The organism is Brevibacterium sp. HMSC24B04, assembly GCF_001806835.1.
Lineage (GTDB): Bacteria > Actinomycetota > Actinomycetes > Actinomycetales > Brevibacteriaceae > Brevibacterium > Brevibacterium ravenspurgense.
Genome location: NZ_KV786068.1, coordinates 146836 through 164302, shown reverse-complemented (window position 1 = coordinate 164302; position 17467 = coordinate 146836). Strand labels below are relative to the sequence as shown.

Here is a 17467-nt window from a genome sequence, read left to right as displayed (position 1 = left end):
CGTGAACGCCACAGTGCGCCGACCCTTACATCGGCACGTTTCAGAAACACTGCGCGGCGATATAGCCAGCGGCCGCTACAAGCCCGGAGAGGTGTTGCCCTCCGAACCGGACTTAACGCAGCTGTTCGGGGTGTCTCGCTCAGTCGTACGGCAAGCACTGGCAACCCTGCAGGCCGAAGGGCTGGTTGAGCGATCCCACGGTCGAGGCACATTCGTCAAACCCCGTGAACTGCACCGTCGCGTTGTGCAGGAGCTTGACGGTCTGGGCGCGCAGATATCCGGCGAAGCCGGCCCAGTTCACACCACCGTCTTGGAGTTCGAGCTCGTTGCATACGAGTCTGCTCCGTGGGACGGAGACTCGGCGCTGCGGCTGATGCGGCTGCGCTCCGTTGATTCCGAGCCGGTTGCGCTCATCGAGACATACCTTCCACCGGCCTGTGCTGAGTTCTTAAACGCAGACGTGTTGAACGATGCTTCCCTCCATTCCCTGCTGCGCAGTTCCGGCATGACACTCGAGAGCAGCACGCGCACGGTTCGAGCGGTTGCAGCATCCGCAGCAGAAGCCAAACACCTGGACCTTGGCATTGGTGCTCCCACGCTCGTGCTGAAGGGCACAACGTTCGATGCCGACGACAAGCCAGTCGAGGTGTTTCGCACGGCCCACCGCGGTGACAGGGTCGCCTTCGACCTTGATGCGCTGTCGAACACGCGCGCCGCCCCTTAACGCCACCATCATTTCTGCGCAGAAAGGGGAGTGAGGCTTCAGGCAGCGCCCATTTCTGCGCAGATCGCCATTGTCGCGAAGCCGCGCACTGGAAAGACCCCCCACGCAAACCCTGAGAATCGGAGCGCGACAGCAGCCTATCTCTATTGCTATGGTTGTACGTACATGTAATCGGCGTCACGAGGAGTACGTATGTCGCCACTCGGCACCGTTAAGAGCACCGTCCCGATGTACGCGACAATGAACCGCGTTCCCGGGGGCGCTATGCTCATTCCGCTGATCCTGGGTTCGATCATCGGGACCTTCGCGCCGGAAGCCCTCGGCATTGGGTCTTTCACCACCGCGCTGTTCAAAGAATCAGCTCTTCCGCTCATCGGGCTGCTTATCTTCGCCACCGGGATGCAGATCACCCTGCGTTCATCGGGAGCAGTGTTGGCTCACGCAGGTGTGATCCTCGTGGGTAAGTCCCTCATTCCCGCGGCGCTGGTCGTCGCCCTCGGCGCCAGCCTTGGCAAAGAGGGACTATTCGGCGTGTCGCTCCTTGCGCTGCTCGTGGTGGTCGATAACTCCAACGGCGGACTGTGGCTGGCGTTCACCGGCAAATACGGCACCAAGACCGACAGGGGCGCTTATATCGCCTCCGCTGTCAACGACGGGCCGTTCTTCACTCTTGTGTTCCTGGGAGCATCTGGTCTTGCTGACATCCCGGGCATCCTTATCCTGGCGGCTGTCGTTCCGCTCATCCTCGGCATGATCGTCGGCAACCTCGACCCGCATTGGACCGACGTCATGCGGCCGACCGCGAGCATTGTGATCCCGTTCTTCGCCTTTGCCCTGGGTGCCGGTATCGACTTGCGCTCGATCGTCATCGGCGGTCTGCCCGGTCTTGTTGTAGGTGCGATCAGCTCCGTTATCACCGGGTGCATCGTGTATGCCGGTTACCGTTTCCTGCTGCGCCGCGGCAAGATGTCCGGCATCGGCTTCGCGGCAGGAACAACGGCGGGCAACGCAGTTGCAACCCCGGCTATCGTCGCCCAGGCAGACCCGAGCTTCGAACCGTTCGTCGCTGCAGCAACTGCCCAGGTTGCGGCAGCCGTGCTGGTGTCCTCGATCGTTGCACCGCTCATGGCGACGTGGGTTCTTAAACGCAGCGGTGGACTTGCCCAGGCGCAGGCGGAAGCAGATTCAGAAGCCGGTCAGCCTGCCGACTTAGGACCAGCACTGTGAGTTCGAACGCCACAGTCCTCGGCAAGCTCTTGATCATTGCAGATGACCTCACCGGCGCCAACGACACAGCGGTGACGTTTGCCTCGCGTGGCCGGCGCAGCACAATCCACTTGGACGCCCAGGCAGTCCGCGACCACGGCGGCGATGTTGCTGCTGTAGCACTTGATACACGCGCCAACTGGGGCGGAGCTGCCGATATCACGCGCCAAACAGTCGACGCATGTGCATCATTCAACGCCACCATGTTGTACCTCAAGGTCGATTCGACCATGCGCGGTACAGCGGCCCTGCAGATCCGCGGAGCACTGACCGCACAGAAGCAGTCGCAGTCACACGCAATAGCAGTTGTGTGCCCCGCATTTCCGGCAATGGGGCGGACAATTGAGAACTGTCAGGTGCTCGTCGATGGAATTCCAGTCAACGACACGGCTTCCGGCAAAGACCGGATTGCTCCCGTGAAGACCGCTGATATGCGTGAGCTGGTTCCCGGTGCGGTCGCGATTCCAACACCGACAAGTGCTGCTGACATCGTCAGCGCAGCACAAAGCGCTGGCACGGACACCGTCATTGTCGATGCGCGGAACGATGGCGACCTCGGTCAAATCGCGCAGGCCATCGTCGAAGGGGGCGAGCAGTTTATTCCCGTCGGCTCCGCAGGTCTTGCCAACGCGCTGGCTGCTCTCATTCCCGCAGGTCCTGAACATGAGCAGTCGTTTCCGCCGGTCCGGGGAAACAAACCTCTGTTGGCCGTCGTCACATCGATTCACGAAGCCAGTCAGCGGCAGGTGTCGCGCTGGCTCTCAACACCTCAGGGTGGGCCATCGGCCGTGTTCAGCCCACACCCAGAACAGCTGATCAACCCGGATAACCTGCCCTATTTGTCCAAGCAGCTGGAAGGCCTGGTTGGGGCGACCGATCGCGATGTGCTTATCCGTGCTAACCCCGCGCTGCTGGAAAACGGACCGGTATCCGGGGCGCTGTCGACACTCGCCGATTCGCTGGCGGAGCTGGCGTACACGTGCTTGGACGTGCGTCCCTTCTCCGCCTTCATCCTCATTGGCGGCGACGGCGCCCGCGCTGTTCTTTCCCACCTGCAGGCAACCACCATCAACGTGTCCGGAGCGCTAGCCGAAGGAGTCCCACTGGGGACGATTGCCGACGGTCAGGCAGCTGGAACACCCGTAGTCACAAAATCAGGTGGCTTCGGAGGACCGGAACTCCTAGTAGAAATCTTTGCCCGACTTCAGAAAGGAATCCATTCGTGACTGAAAAAGACCTGCCTCTGTTGGGCGTCACTGTCGGCGATGCCGCGGGTATTGGCCCAGAAATCACTGCACGCACACTGTTGGAAAACCCTGAGCTGCGCACCAAGTGCAGGCCGGTGGTCATCGGCGATGTCGAGCTCATCCGCCGCGGTGCGCTTGCCGCTGGACTCGACCCGCAGACCGTCATAGAAATCGCTGCACCCGCCGACGCGGTAAATGATCCTGCCATTGCAGAAGTCATCCAGGTGGGCGCTCCGATGCCAGAAGTCCCTTTCGGAGAGCTGTCGGCTGTTGCCGGGGACGGTTCTTACCGCTTTGTTGTTGAAGCCTGCAGGCTGGCACGTGAAGGACGGATTGACGGAATCGTCACCGCCCCTTTGAACAAAGAAGCTATGCACGCCGGTGGACATCTGTACCCGGGACACACCGAACTCCTGGCAGAGCAGTTCGATGTTGATGACTATTCGCTCGTTCTGGCGACCGCCGACCTTGCGTTCTTCCACCTGACCACGCACGTGTCGTTGCGCCAGGCAATTGAAGACATCACGCCAGAGCGCACTGACACCGTCTTGCGCCTGGCCGGTGCCTTCAGCCGGGCTATGGGCAAACCGGATGCGCACATCGGCGTCTGTGGTCTGAACCCGCACGCGGGGGAGAACCGCCTGTTCGGTGACGAAGATGCCGACGTCCTGGCACCTGCGGTTCTCCGCGCGCAGGAAGCCGGCGCCAACGTTCAGGGGCCGCTGCCAGCAGATGCGCTTATCCCGCAGGCCGTGCGCGGAAAGTGGGACGTTGTCGTTGTCTGCTACCACGACCAGGGTCATGCACCGTTCAAGGCTGTATACGGCAACGACGGTGTCAACATTACGGTGGGTCTGCCCGTCGTGCGCGTGTCAGTGGACCACGGAACCGCGTTTGACATTGCGGGCAGGGGCATCGCCGACGCAAGCTCGCTTGTGCTGGCATGTGAGCGCGCTGCAGAGTTGTCACCCGGTTGGCACGAACTGTGGGACACTACAGCCGTCTGACAGACCAAGCCGAACAGTACAGAAAAACAGAGGGCTATAGGCAGAAATGTGTGTCCGCCACGGTGAGCTTGGGCTGCCATACTGCCGAAGCAGCAAGTTCGCTAAGCTTTTTAAGCTTAGTATGACAAGGGTGCTTGTAATCGGCCGCGCTGTGTGATCTGTGGTGGCTCAACGAAAAAGAATGGGACAACGTCTGCTGGGAAGCCCAGGTATCGATGCCTGGAATGTGGGGCGTCGCGCACCATGTCCCGAGAGGTGTCGCAACGCCGCTACCAGCTCGAGGCCCTAGTGGAGTGGTTGTGTTCAAACCAGACCCAGGCCCAAATCCGGCCCGGTATCTCGGCCAGGACCTTCCGGGCTCAGACTGCTTGGTGCTGGAACATGGAACCAGTTATCGAGCCCACCGGGGAAATCTTCGACGAAGTCCAACTTGATGGGATCTATCTGCAACAGGGCCATTGCTGCTTGATTGCCTACGCCAACGGGTATGTGGTGGATTTTCAATGGTGCACCACCGAAAACGCCACCGCCTGGCAGGTGCTGCTGGAACGGATCCCAGCCCCGGCAGTCGTGGTGATCGATGGTGGCGCTGGCCTGGCCAAAGCGCTGCGAACAGCGTGGCCCGACACTGCCATCCAGCGGTGTCTGGTGCATATCCAACGCAATGTGCGCCGGCATTTGACCCGCCGACCACGAACCACCCCCGGCAAACAACTGGCTCGGCTCAACTACGCGCTGACCAAAGTCCACACGGTAGACGAAGCCGCCGAATGGATGGCGGCGTTAGCCACCTGGCATTCTGAGCACCGCGCGTTCTTGAACCAAAAGACCTACGCTACCGACCCGCTGGCCACGACTCCGTGGTGGTGGACCCATGATCGGGTGCGCAAGGCCTACAACCTGTTGGCCACCCAGGCCCGCAAAAACACCTTGTTCCAGTACTTACAACCCGCACTGCTCGCCGAGGTCGCAGGGCCCGTCTCGTCGACCACGAACCGGATTGAAGGTGGCGTCAACGCGCCACTACGCCAGATGCTGCTATCGCACCGGGGCATGCGGTTGGCACGACGCAAACGCGCCGTGGAATGGTGGCTGCAACAACACACCGACACCCCAGCACCCGTGCACACGTTCATCGAGCAACAGCACTACGACCCTGGCGTGCGAACCAAACCAATTTCCGAAGAACCCATCGGCCCGGCGCTCTATGATCGCGCCTTCTCAACCGAAGAAGGCATCGGCATTCAACGAGGATGGAAAGGACTCTAACCCCACCAGACACGCCGGGGCCAGACACACATTTCTGCCTATAACCCAAAACAGAAACTCCGCCTCGTGTATTCACGAGGCGGAGTTTTTCGTACCGGATGCGGGACTCGAACCCGCACATCTTGCGATAGAGCATTTTGAGTGCTCCGCGTCTACCAATTCCGCCAATCCGGCATCAGGGCAATCGTAGTGCACGCGCTCAGATGCACAAAACAGGTGTCACCGGCGTGGTCTTTCACGCCCAGACCCGGCCTGCCATACCGTTTGCGCGCTGAGGCGACTACGATGGAGGCGTGTCTAACCCAGATCAAGAACTTCAGCCCGTACGCCGAGTCATCGTCGCCGAAGACGAATCCGTTATCCGACTCGACATTGTGGAAATGCTCCGGGAAGTCGGCTACGACGTCGTAGGCGAAGCGGGCGACGGCGAATCAGCCGTCCGCCTTGCCGAAGAGCTCCGTCCCGACCTTGTGGTCATGGACATCAAAATGCCGAAGCTCGACGGCATTTCCGCAGCCGAGAAGATCGCTCGGGCCAGTATTGCCCCCGTCGTGCTGCTCACTGCGTTCTCGCAGAAGGAACTCGTTGAGCGCGCCCGCGATGCCGGTGCCATGGCCTATGTCGTCAAGCCGTTCACGGCCGCGGACCTGGTTCCCGCCTTGGAAATCGCCCAGTCGCGCTACCAGGAGATCCAGGCACTGGAATCTGAGATTGCGGATATGACCGACCGCTTCGAAACCCGGAAGCTGGTCGAACGAGCCAAGGGTCTGCTCATCTCCAATATGGGGCTGACCGAACCCGAAGCGTTCCGCTGGATTCAGAAGACGTCAATGGACCGTCGTCTGACAATGCGCGAAGTCGCCGAAACTGTTCTCAACCAGCTCGATTCGAAAGACTGAGCTTTCGCTGAAGGCGGTCCTGACCGACGCTCGGACAGGACCGCCTTTGCCGTGCGGTGGCCGTGAACGGCCGGACCTGGTGTAAGGCTGGTGCTCTAGCCTCAGGCCTGGGGCTGGAGCACCAGGTTGGTGATCCGCACAATCGACAGGAGCTTGCCGTTGTCGTCCGTCATGCGAACCTCGTGGTTGATGATGGTGCGTCCAGCGTGGATGACTTCAGCGCGTCCCCAAACCCGTCCGCTGCGAGCGGCTTTCAGGTGGGTGGCGTTGAGGTCAACGCCGACGACGTTCGTCCCGGCGCGCATGAAAGAGTGCAGCGAAGCCAGGGATTCTGCAAGCGCCACGTGTGCGCCGCCGTGGAAAAGGCCCGCGGGCTGCTTGTTGCCCTCAACCGGCACGCTGCCCGTCAGGAATTCGTAGCCCAGGGTGTCCACCGACATGTTCATAGCGGCCATGAGGGTGTCGTCGTCAAACTTCTGGTAGTCGGCGAGGATTGCCGCGTATTCTTCTTCGCTCAATCCCTTCGCCAGTGGTGTGATCTGCTTCATGTTCCTCCTTGTGGGGTCACTGTAGCCGATGCAAGCCGCCCCGCCTTGCCGCAGCTTTGCCGGTAGTGTTGAGGTGTGAGCACGAAGCGACTTCTTCTGATTGACGGCCATTCCCTTGCCTACCGGGCGTACTACGCTCTGCCGCCGGAGAACTTCTCGACGGCTGACGGGCAGACTACGAACGCAGTTTTCGGCTTCGCCAGGATGCTGTTGACGGCGGTCAACACGCTTGAGCCCACGCACGTCGCGGTGGCCTTCGACTTGGGCCGACAGACCTTCCGGCTCGAGGAATACCCGGAGTACAAGGCCGGACGCGCCAAGACGCCGGAGGACTTCCACGGCCAGGTCGACCTCATCAAGGACATGCTTGCCGCCTTCGGCGTTCCGGTGATCACCCGGGAGGGGTATGAGGCGGATGATCTGTTGGCCTCGCTTGCTCGCCGAGGTGCGGGGGAGGGTTATGACACCCTCATCGCCTCGGGTGACAAAGACTCCTTCCAGCTGGCCGATGACAACATCACGATCATGTATCCCAAGAGGGGCTTCACCGACCTGCAGCACATGACGCCACAGGCGGTGGAAGACAAATACGGCGTCAGCCCTGCCAACTACCGAGGCCTTGCTGCTCTCGTGGGCGAAAAGGCGGACAACCTGCCGGGTGTTCCGGGAGTCGGCGAAAAGACCGCCGTGAAATGGCTGACGAAGTACGGTGATCTGCCGGCCATCATCAACAACGCGGAGGACATCGGGGGCAAAGTCGGGCAGAACCTGCGCGACCACATAGGGGATGTCGAACGGAACTATCGCCTCAACCGGCTTGTCGATGACCTCGACATTCCGCTGGACCTGGGTGATGCGGCACTGGGCCGCGGCAGCGCCGAGGAGATCGGCAAGCTGTTCGACGCCCTCGAGTTCCGCCAGCTGTCAGCTGAGATCGGCCCGTTCCTCGGCGGTGCTGAGATCCAGGCGCCCGCGGGAAGCGAAGTGCCCGCACCGCAGAAGACTGACGATGTGGCATCTGTTGTCGTTGCCTCCGAGGGCGAAGTCCTGGGTATCGACGTTGACCTCGAAACACCGGACGTTCTCGGCATTGCGGCCGGTGACAGCGCATGGCTTATCGATATGACCGCGCTTGGCCCGGAAGCCGAAAAACAGCTGGCCAGCCTGCTTGCCGAGCACCCGCAGATCGCCATGCACGTCGCTAAACCGCAGATCAAAGCGCTTGCTGACAACGGTCTGCGCGTGCGCGTGTGGACTGACACGGAGCTTGCCGCCTATCTGCTGATGCCGGATGCACGCGGCTACGATCTCGAAGAACTCGCCCAGAGCCGTGCTGGAATTGCGGCCGCACAGCCTGACGAAAACGCCGGCACTCTTCTGGAGAACACGGATGACGAGGCAGCGGGCAGGAGAGCCTACCTGGCCTCGCGACTGGCGCCTCTGCTGCGCGAGCAGCTTGACGAGTACAGCCAGCTGGCGGTCCTTGACGACATTGAAATGCCGACACAGGCAGTGCTGGCCCAGATGGAGCGAGTCGGCATCAACATCGATTCCGCGCAGCTGCAGAACCTCATTGACGAGTTCGGGCGCGAAGCCGACCAGAGCGCTGAAGACGCGTACTCCGCGATTGGCCACACCGTCAACCTCGGTTCGCCGAAACAGCTGCAGACCGTGCTGTTCGATGAACTCGACATGCCGAAGACCAAGAAGACGAAAACGGGCTACACCACGAATGCGGATGCTCTCAATGATCTGTTCCGCAAGACGCAGCACCCCTTCTTGGAGCACCTGCTGGCTCACCGCGAGCGCACCAAGCTCAAACAGACGGTGGTCGGTCTGAAGAAGGAAATTGCCGATGACGGACGAATTCACACCACCTACCTGCAGACGATGACGGCTACGGGCAGGCTCAGCTCAAAAGACCCGAACCTGCAGAACATTCCGGTCCGCACGGACTCGGGACGGCGCATCCGCGGTGTGTTCACGGCTGACGCCGATGCCGGCTTCACGGATCTGATGAGCGCTGACTATTCCCAGATCGAAATGCGGATCATGGCGCACCTTTCCGCGGACGAAGCGCTCATTGAGGCGTTCCGCGACGGGGAGGACCTTCACTCATTCGTCGCCGGTCAGGTCTTCCAGATTCCAGTGGAGGACGTCAGCCGCCAGCAGCGCGAAAAGGTCAAGGCCATGTCCTACGGCCTGGTCTACGGTCTGTCTGCCTACGGTCTGTCGAATCAGCTGGGCATCAGCCCGAACGAAGCCTCAGAGCTCATGGCCGAGTATTTCTCGCGTTTCGGTGCGGTGAAGGAATACCTGGACGGTTCGGTCGAAGAAGCGCGGAAGATGGGCTACACACAGACGATGTACGGTCGTCGCCGCTATCTGCCGGCCCTGCAGTCGGATAGCCGTCCGCAGCGTGAAATGGCCGAACGCGCAGCTCTCAACAGCCCTATTCAGGGCACCGCGGCAGACATCATGAAGATCGCCATGTGCAGGATTGCCGACGCATTGGCCGAGGCGGAACTCAAGTCCCGCATTCTTCTGCAGGTGCACGATGAAGTGATCGTTGAGTGTGCTGCGGGTGAGTTCGACAGCGTTGAGAAGATTGTGGTCGACACGATGAGCAGCGCGGCTGAGCTCAGTGTTCCCCTGGATGTCAATGTGGGACGCGGTCCGGACTGGCAGTCAGCGGCTCACTGACAGACCGTACAGATGAGTGTGGCCCCGCCCGGCGGCGGGGCCACACTCATCTGTGGTTAGTCAGCCAGTCGCGTTGAGAAGATCGCGGTGCCCGGCATCAGCTTGCCGCGCAGAGGAGACCAGCCGCCCCACGAAGTGTCGTTGTCTTCGGGCCATTCAGGTTCCGTGAGCTTTTCCAGGACGAAACCGGCACCGTGGATGAGTGAGATCCAGTCGCCCAGCGTTCGGTGGTGCTCGGCGTAGACCGGGTTGCCCTGTTCGTCGAGTTCGACGTAGGGAGTGCGGTCGAAGTAGGAGTATTCGACGCACAGGCCGTCTTCACCCGGAACATCCGGGAAGATCCACCGCAGCGGGTGGGTTACGGAGAACACCCAGCGGCCCCCGGGCCGAAGAACCCGGGCAGTTTCGGCCAGAACCTTTTCAGCGTCCTTCACGAAGGGCAGAGCGCCGTAAGACGAAAAGGCGATGTCAAAGGAACCCGAAGGGAAGGGCAGCTGGCGGGCATCGGCCAGCAGGAAGGTGGGCGGAGTGGCGGATTCGCTCAGCGGGTTCTCCCTGGACAGACGCGCGGCCTGTTCCAGCATGCCGGACGAAACATCGCATCCGGTGACAATGCCGCCCTGTTCGGCAACCCAGCGCGAACACTGGCCCGCGCCACAGCCGATTTCGAGCACCTGCAGGCGCGCAACATCGCCGAGCAGGTTGACGTCGTCTTCGTTAACCCCCTCTGGACACCAGATGAATTCTTTAGCGCCGAGGAATGAGCCGTGTTCGGCCAGATAGTCTTCCGCCGAATTGTCCCAATAGGTGCGATTTGCCCTGACAGAGGCCTCTTCGTCGATCGGAAAGTATCCGCCGGAGATGATGCTGGGGTAGCCGTCAGACGTGCTCATACACTTCCATTCCTATTGAACAGCGGGTTGTCTATTCTAAACCGCCTCAATGGATGTTACGATTATTCACTGTGTAATGCTTGCGCTGATAACGCGCCCGCGTACACAGAATATCTGTCCATATCAACACGAGCTCCGGACCGAGCAGCCCGCCCGGACCGGATAATCCAAATCGGAGTCCCTAACTTTATGACCAATAGCACGCCGGACGCGGCGAACACCAAGCAGATCGCTGTCGACGACATCGGATCTGCGGAAGATTTCCTCGCGGCAGTCGACGAAACCATCAAGTACTTCAACGACGGAGACATCGTTGAGGGCACAGTCGTCAAGGTCGACCGCGACGAAGTCCTGGTCGACATCGGATACAAGACGGAAGGTGTCATCCTTTCGCGCGAACTGTCGATCAAGCACGACGTCGACCCCTCTGAGGTTGTCGAAGTCGGGGATCCGATCGAAGCCCTCGTGCTGACGAAGGAAGACAAAGACGGTCGCCTGATGCTTTCGAAGAAGCGCGCACAGTACGAGCGCGCTTGGGGCGACATCGAAAAGATCAAGGAAGACGACGGCGTCGTCACCGGTTCGGTCATCGAGGTTGTCAAGGGCGGCCTCATCGTCGACATCGGACTGCGCGGCTTCCTGCCCGCTTCGCTTGTTGAAATGCGCCGCGTGCGCGACCTCACGCCGTACATCGGCCAGGAAGTCGAAGCCAAGATCATCGAGCTCGACAAGAACCGCAACAACGTTGTTCTGTCGCGCCGCGCATGGCTGGAAGAAACCCAGTCGGCCGTCCGCCACGACTTCCTGCAGACCCTGCAGAAGGGCCAGGTGCGCCCCGGTGTCGTGTCGTCGATCGTCAACTTCGGTGCCTTCGTGGACCTGGGCGGAGTCGACGGACTCGTCCACGTGTCCGAACTGTCCTGGAAGCACATCGACCACCCGTCCGAGGTCGTCGCAGTCGGCGACGAAGTCACGGTCGAGGTTCTCGACGTCGACATGGACCGCGAACGCGTCTCCCTGTCGCTCAAGGCAACCCAGGAAGACCCGTGGCAGCACTTCGCTCGCACCCACGTCATCGGCCAGATCGTGCCCGGTAAGGTCACCAAGCTCGTTCCGTTCGGTGCGTTCGTTCGCGTCGAAGACGGCATCGAGGGCCTCGTGCACATCTCCGAACTCGCTGTCCGCCACATCGACCTGCCCGAACAGGTCGTTTCGGTCGACGAAACCATCTACGTCAAGGTCATCGACATCGACCTGGACCGTCGCCGCATCTCGCTGTCGCTCAAGCAGGCCAACGAAGGTGTCGACCCGGACGCCGAGGAATTCCTCGACCCGGCCCTCTACGGCATGCTCCAGGAGTACGACGAAGACGGCAACTACAAGTACCCCGAAGGCTTCGACCCCGAAACCCAGGAATGGATGGAAGGCTACGAAGCACAGCGCGAAGAATGGGAGCAGCAGTACGCTGCCGCCCAGGAACGCTGGGAAGAGCACAAGAAGCAGGTTGCTCGCGCAATCGCCGCCGACGCAGAAGCTGCCGCTCAGGCTGGCGACGACGCAGCCGGTGCGGGCGCTTCGTTCAGCACGGAAGAATCCGCTGAAGACGAAGGCACCCTGGCTTCCGACGAAGCTCTCGCCGCTCTGCGCGAAAAGCTCGCTGGCAGCTGACCTTCTCTGAAGTGAGGCCGTGGCCGCTCCCTCCGGAGTGGCCACGGCTTCTTCTTTTGGCATGAAGAAGATTGTTCCCTGGCTGATCTACACAGCGGCGCTCCTATGCCTGTCCGCTTGGGTCTACGCTGAGCTCTTGGCTGATTTCGATGGCCGGGTCTTTGCCGACAACGACGATTCCTCGCTTTTCATCTGGTGGATTGCACATACGGCCGATGTCGTAGCGGGATGGTTCGGCAGGACCACCGGCGACGGTTCATTGCTGTATACCACTGCGATGAACGCTCCCGTGGGAGTCAACGGAGCGTGGAACACGTCCTTGGTCGGCATTGGCCTCCCGCTTGTGCCGGTGACGTGGCTTTTCGGGCCCGTAGTCAGCTACAACCTTGCGATCGTGTGCGCCCCGGTAGTGTCTGCTCTGACGGCAGCGCTGCTCATTCGCCGTTTCACCCGTCGAGCGCCCGCGTTCTTTGGCGGTGCTCTCTACGGTTTCTCGACCTACACGATCGCGCAGGCATCGGGTCACCTCAACCTGGCATGGGCGGTGTTCCCACCTTTAGTCGTGCTCATGATGGTTCTTGTCGCACACGACCGCCGGTGGGCTGTCCCGTTCGGAATTGTTCTGGGCTGGCAGTTCTATATTTCGACGGAGTTGCTGGCAGGCACCTTCCTCGCTGTTCTCGTACTTTCTGCAGCGGCGTGTCTGACGGCGTGGTCACACGTTCGGCGGTTCATAGTCGCGGTTGCTCTGCGCGGTTCAGCTGCAGCTGGGATAGCCCTCGTCATTGCCTCACCGCTGTTGTTCACTATGTGGTTTGCGCCGAACCGCCCGCGCGATTCTATTCGTCCGCACGGAGTGTGGAACACAGACGTGCTGGACGTCATGACTCCGGGCCCGTACACGCGGATAGGCACCGGGCGTGAACTGCCCCGCGTCGAACCGATTGACCCGTCTGAACTGGGCGGCTACCTCAGCATCCTGTGGCTCGTTGTGTGCCTCGCTGCCGTAGTACTCCTGTGGAAGCGCAGTCCAGCTGCCCGCACCGCCGCGTGTACTGGCTTCGGCATGTGGGCGCTGTCCCTGGGCTCGCCCATCTTCTTAGGCGGTGAGCAGCTGCTGCCCTACGGGCCGTTCCGCCTGGTAGAGCTGATCCCGGTGCTCAGCAATATCCTCCCGATGCGGCTCATGGTCCACGTGGTCCTGGCCTGCTCTGTCCTGTCTGCGCTTTTGCTGAACAGCGCCAGACGAGTTTCGTCACGCGCGCTTATCGGCACTGCTCTGAGCGGAGTCCTCGTTCTGACCTCTGCGGCTCCTGTCCCCGCCCGCGATCTGCACATCCCGGAGTTCTACACCGATCAGGTACGGGATGCGATTCCCGCAGGTGCACTCGTCAAAACACTTCCCAGACCCCGGGCCTGGGCCTACCCTCGGGCGGACGAGGCGATGCTCTGGCAGGCGGTGTCCGGCATGCACTACCGGGAAACCGGGGGCTATTTCATCGGCGGACGCGACGACGCACCCGTCACCTACGCGGCTGCCGCCGATTCGCTCGATATTCTCCTAGAAGAACACCGTGACTCTCCGGTGCCGCGCGCCGAAGACCTGAGGGACGGAGTTCGGGAACTGTGCCGCGGGGGAGTGGACTACATCCTCATCGCAGATGACGGCTTCAACCTGCCGCAGCCGGCCCCGGACATCGCCCGCGCTGTCGGAGCCGCTGCTGGTGTATCACCCGAGCACACCGGAGGGGTGTGGATGATCAAACTGAGCAAGGAGCAAGGATGCTGAAAATCGGTCTGACCGGCGGTATCGGAGCCGGCAAATCAACTGCTGCGGCACTTTTCACCGCGCGCGGCATTCCCGTCATCGATTCGGATGTCGTCGCTCGCGAAATCGTCGAGCCCGGTCAGCCGGCTCTGGAAGCTCTGCGGGAGCGCTTCGGCGAATCGGTTCTCAAGGACGGTGAACTTGACCGCGCGGAACTGGCACGCCTTGCCTTTGCCGACGCCGAATCCACCCGGGCTCTCAACGACATCATGCACCCGGCTATTGCACAGCGGACACGGGAGCTGTTTGCCGAACATGCCGACGCGCCGATTGTCGTCCACGATGTTCCGCTGCTGGCCGAAAACGGCCTGGAGGACGACTACGACCTGGTTGTTGTTGTCGATGTCCCCGCGGAAGTGCGCCTGCAGCGCCTGGTTGAACTTCGCGGTATGGACGAAGCTGACGCCCGTCAGCGGATCCTCCGCCAGGCCTCTGATGACCAGCGTCAGGCCATTGCGGATGTCGTACTCGACAATTCAGGCACTCCCGAAGAATTCGAGGAGCGCTTCGCAGACGCCTTCCAGAACGTGATCGAACCGGCAGCGCGCAAAGCCTGAGCACACCCTCCGGAAACTGACAGATCTTCGGAGGCACCGCCTCGTGAGCCAGCTGTCGAGCAGATCCACCCGGACAGAAGGAAACAGCGCCGTCAGTGACGGCGCTGTTCTCATGTCTGCGGGCAGATCAGGCCATTGTGGCGCTGAGCGTGATCTTCACACCTGAGAGAGCTTTTGCAGCGGGGCAGGTCTTCTTGGCTCGCTCGGCAAGGGTCTGGAAGGTCTTCTGCTCGATTCCCTCCGCACGACCCACGGTCACGAGGTGGATCTCCTGGATTCCCTTGACCGGGTCGAAGGTGATGTCAGCGCCCGTCGTGATCTGTTCGGGAGTGGCTCCCTCTTCTGCGACGATGTTGGCCAGCGCCATCGAGAAGCACGATGCCAGGCCGGCACCGATCAGCTCTTCGGGGTTGGTGACCTTGTCGACCTGGGATTCCGCTCGGTTCGTCCAGTTGACGGTGAACGGGCCTAAACCTGAGCTTTCCAGCGAAGCGGAACCTTCGCCGTCAGCCAGGTGGCCCTTCCATGTAGCCTGTGCTTTTGTTACGCGGCTCATTTTGCCTCCTCAGATTGGGGTTCACCCCCACTCTATGCGCTTTGGCCACTCCGGCGCTCGTGGTGCGCTGCCCTGCAGAGTAGCCTGGGAGCATGGCGCAGCAGTCTCTTCCCGTTCCCAAGATCGGTCACAGGCCGGAAGTCACCCGCTCGGTGGCCCCGTTCGAGGTCGTCAGCGAATACAAGCCGTCTGGCGATCAGCCCACGGCCATTGCCGAAATGGCCGAGCGGCTGCGGGCGGGCGAAAAAGACGTCGTGCTCATGGGTGCGACGGGTACGGGTAAGTCAGCGACAACAGCGTGGCTGATCGAAGAAGTGCAGCGGCCCACGCTCATCATGGCGCACAACAAAACCCTGGCCGCTCAGCTGGCCAATGAGTTCCGGCAGCTGCTGCCGAACAATGCAGTTGAATACTTTGTGTCCTACTACGACTACTACCAGCCGGAAGCCTATGTCCCGCAGACGGACACGTTCATCGAAAAGGACTCGTCGATCAATGACGAGGTTGAGCGTCTGCGCCACTCCGCAACGAACGCACTGCTGACCCGCAGGGATGTCGTCGTCGTGTCAACGGTGTCCTGCATTTACGGTCTGGGCACCCCGGAAGAGTACGTGGACCGCATGGTGTCACTCGAAGTGGGTGAAGAGGTCGACCGTGACGCGCTGCTCAAACAGTTCGTCACAATGCAGTACACCCGCAACGACGTGGCATTCACCCGCGGTACGTTTCGCGTGCGCGGTGACACGGTCGAAATCATCCCGCAGTACGAAGAGCTCGCCATTCGCATTGAGTTCTTCGGCGACGAAATCGAAGCTCTCTACACCCTGCACCCGCTCACCGGCGAAATCATTCGCGAAGAAGAGGTCATCCACATCTTCCCGGCGTCGCACTATGTGGCCGGTGAAGACCGCATGGCTCGGGCAATTGCAGATATCGAGGCGGAACTGCAGGAACGACTGGCCGAACTCGAGGGACAGAACAAGCTGCTGGAAGCCCAGCGCCTGAAGATGCGCACCACCTACGACCTCGAAATGATGCAGTCGATGGGCTTCACGTCCGGGATTGAGAACTACTCGCGGCACATCGACGGTCGTGCGGCCGGCACCGCACCGAACTGTCTGTTGGACTACTTCCCGGAGGACTTCCTGCTGGTGGTCGACGAATCGCACGTCACAATCCCGCAGATCGGCGGTATGTACGAAGGCGACATGTCGCGCAAGCGGACGCTCGTTGAGCACGGCTTCCGTCTGCCGAGCGCCCTGGACAACAGGCCGCTGCGGTTCTCTGAGTTCCAGGATCGGATCGGCCAGACCGTCTACCTGTCGGCTACACCCGGTGACTATGAGCTCGAGCGATCCAACGGTGTTGTCGAACAGATCATTCGCCCCACTGGCCTCGTGGACCCGAAGGTCATCGTCAAACCCACGCGCGGCCAGATTGACGACCTGCTGGATGAAATCAACCTGCGGGTTGAGCGCAATGAGCGCGTTCTCGTGACGACGCTGACGAAGAAGATGGCTGAAGACCTCACGGACTATCTGCTGAACCACAATGTGCGGGTCGAGTACCTGCACTCGGACGTCGACACACTGCGTCGCGTTGAGCTGCTGAGCGAACTGCGCTCCGGTGTGTTCGATGTGCTGGTCGGCATCAACCTTTTGCGTGAGGGTCTCGACCTGCCCGAAGTGTCGCTCGTGTCGATCCTCGACGCAGACAAGGAGGGTTTCCTGCGGTCCACCACCTCGCTCATTCAGACAATCGGGCGTGCAGCGCGAAACGTCAACGGCGAAGTGCACATGTACGCTGATACGCGAACCGAATCCATGCAGAAGGCCATTGAGGAAACCGAGCGCCGTCGCGAAAAGCAGATCGCGTTCAACAAAGAACACGGGATCGATCCGAAGCCGCTGGTCAAGAAGATCGCGGACATCACAGAACGGCTCAAGCGCGACAACGAGGACACCGCGGAGCTTCTCAACGACTTCGACTACGGCAAGGGCAAACGCGGCTACAACTCGGCCCAAACCGATGAGCAGCGCGCCCGTTCGGCCGGTCAGGAGACAGGGCAGCCGACATCGGTGCGCCCACCGACGACCGACCTGCCTGAGCTCATTGCTGAACTGACCGAACAGATGAACCAGGCGGCCGCCGACCTGCAGTTCGAACTCGCGGCACGTCTGCGCGACGAACTCCAGGAGCTCAAACGTGATCTGCGACAGATCCAGCGCGAAAGCTGAGCAGTCGGTCCTCGCTGTGCTCTAGACTGGATAGCCGGTGAAGGGGAGTATCCTCATGTGCTGAT

14 protein-coding genes and 1 tRNA gene are annotated in these 17467 nt (G+C 61.1%); 11 read left to right on the top strand and 4 right to left on the bottom strand.

All coding sequences use genetic code 11. From position 1 onward, the window contains the following. The first annotated feature begins 1 nt into the window (after position 1). From HMPREF3092_RS00755 to HMPREF3092_RS00735, 5 genes are all read left to right on the top strand, one after another. Entirely contained in the window at positions 2–724 is a 723-nt protein-coding gene (locus HMPREF3092_RS00755) for a GntR family transcriptional regulator (protein ID WP_083274178.1), read from the top strand. A gap of 192 nt (positions 725–916) precedes the next feature. Further along, a complete protein-coding gene (locus HMPREF3092_RS00750; RefSeq protein ID WP_019175090.1) occupies positions 917–1951 on the top strand; it encodes a 2-keto-3-deoxygluconate permease in 1035 nt (344 codons plus the stop codon). Then, positions 1948–3216, top strand: a complete 1269-nt coding sequence (locus HMPREF3092_RS00745) for a four-carbon acid sugar kinase family protein (RefSeq protein ID WP_061942981.1) — start codon at positions 1948–1950, stop codon at positions 3214–3216. Before HMPREF3092_RS00750 ends, HMPREF3092_RS00745 begins: the two co-directional genes overlap by 4 nt. Further along, entirely contained in the window at positions 3213–4244 is a 1032-nt protein-coding gene (gene pdxA, locus HMPREF3092_RS00740; RefSeq protein ID WP_070423498.1) for a 4-hydroxythreonine-4-phosphate dehydrogenase PdxA, read from the top strand. Before HMPREF3092_RS00745 ends, pdxA begins: the two co-directional genes overlap by 4 nt. 153 nt (positions 4245–4397) lie before the next feature. Beyond that, the gene (locus HMPREF3092_RS00735) at positions 4398–5513 is read left to right on the top strand and encodes an IS1249 family transposase (RefSeq protein ID WP_083274177.1); all 1116 of its coding nucleotides are present in this window, start codon (positions 4398–4400) and stop codon (positions 5511–5513) included. A 92-nt stretch (positions 5514–5605) separates the two neighbouring features. Here HMPREF3092_RS00735 and HMPREF3092_RS00730 read toward each other — a convergent pair. Further along, a tRNA-Leu gene (locus HMPREF3092_RS00730) sits at positions 5606–5687 on the bottom strand. Between the two features lie 119 nt (positions 5688–5806). Between HMPREF3092_RS00730 and HMPREF3092_RS00725 the strand changes: the two genes are divergently transcribed. Further along, positions 5807–6412 carry an ANTAR domain-containing response regulator gene (locus HMPREF3092_RS00725; protein ID WP_026022758.1) on the top strand — a complete coding sequence of 202 codons (606 nt, stop codon included), beginning with the start codon at positions 5807–5809 and terminating at the stop codon, positions 6410–6412. A 101-nt stretch (positions 6413–6513) separates the two neighbouring features. Here HMPREF3092_RS00725 and HMPREF3092_RS00720 read toward each other — a convergent pair whose 3' ends face one another. Further along, the gene (locus tag HMPREF3092_RS00720) at positions 6514–6960 is read right to left on the bottom strand and encodes a PaaI family thioesterase (protein WP_019175086.1); all 447 of its coding nucleotides are present in this window, start codon (positions 6958–6960) and stop codon (positions 6514–6516) included. Positions 6961–7035: 75 nt separating this feature from the next. Between HMPREF3092_RS00720 and polA the strand changes: the two genes are divergently transcribed. Next, positions 7036–9663, top strand: a complete 2628-nt coding sequence (gene polA, locus HMPREF3092_RS00715) for a DNA polymerase I (RefSeq protein ID WP_070423497.1) — start codon at positions 7036–7038, stop codon at positions 9661–9663. A gap of 56 nt (positions 9664–9719) precedes the next feature. On the opposite strand, the gene HMPREF3092_RS00710 is transcribed toward polA, so the two are convergent. Then, positions 9720–10556 (bottom strand): class I SAM-dependent methyltransferase, encoded by an 837-nt coding sequence (locus HMPREF3092_RS00710; RefSeq protein WP_070423496.1) that lies wholly within the window; start codon positions 10554–10556, stop codon positions 9720–9722. 189 nt (positions 10557–10745) lie between these two features. Between HMPREF3092_RS00710 and rpsA the strand changes: the two genes are divergently transcribed. The 3 genes from rpsA to coaE all read left to right on the top strand — a co-directional run bounded on the left by rpsA (position 10746) and on the right by coaE (position 14609). Next, positions 10746–12224 (top strand): 30S ribosomal protein S1, encoded by a 1479-nt coding sequence (gene rpsA / locus HMPREF3092_RS00705; protein ID WP_070423495.1) that lies wholly within the window; start codon positions 10746–10748, stop codon positions 12222–12224. A gap of 61 nt (positions 12225–12285) precedes the next feature. Continuing rightward, positions 12286–14013 (top strand): hypothetical protein, encoded by a 1728-nt coding sequence (locus HMPREF3092_RS00700; RefSeq protein ID WP_141737911.1) that lies wholly within the window; start codon positions 12286–12288, stop codon positions 14011–14013. Beyond that, positions 14007–14609: a dephospho-CoA kinase gene (gene coaE / locus HMPREF3092_RS00695; protein ID WP_070423493.1), complete on the top strand. Its 603-nt coding sequence runs from the start codon at positions 14007–14009 to the stop codon at positions 14607–14609. Before HMPREF3092_RS00700 ends, coaE begins: the two co-directional genes overlap by 7 nt. A gap of 127 nt (positions 14610–14736) precedes the next feature. Here the strand turns inward: coaE and HMPREF3092_RS00690 are convergent, their stop codons facing one another. Next, complete coding sequence (locus HMPREF3092_RS00690; protein WP_019175080.1) at positions 14737–15165, bottom strand: OsmC family peroxiredoxin; 429 nt, start codon at positions 15163–15165, stop codon at positions 14737–14739. Between the two features lie 92 nt (positions 15166–15257). Here HMPREF3092_RS00690 and uvrB point away from each other — a divergent pair, with 92 nt between their 5' ends. Further along, positions 15258–17402: an excinuclease ABC subunit UvrB gene (gene uvrB / locus HMPREF3092_RS00685; RefSeq protein WP_062021240.1), complete on the top strand. Its 2145-nt coding sequence runs from the start codon at positions 15258–15260 to the stop codon at positions 17400–17402. Positions 17403–17467 lie beyond the last annotated feature (65 nt).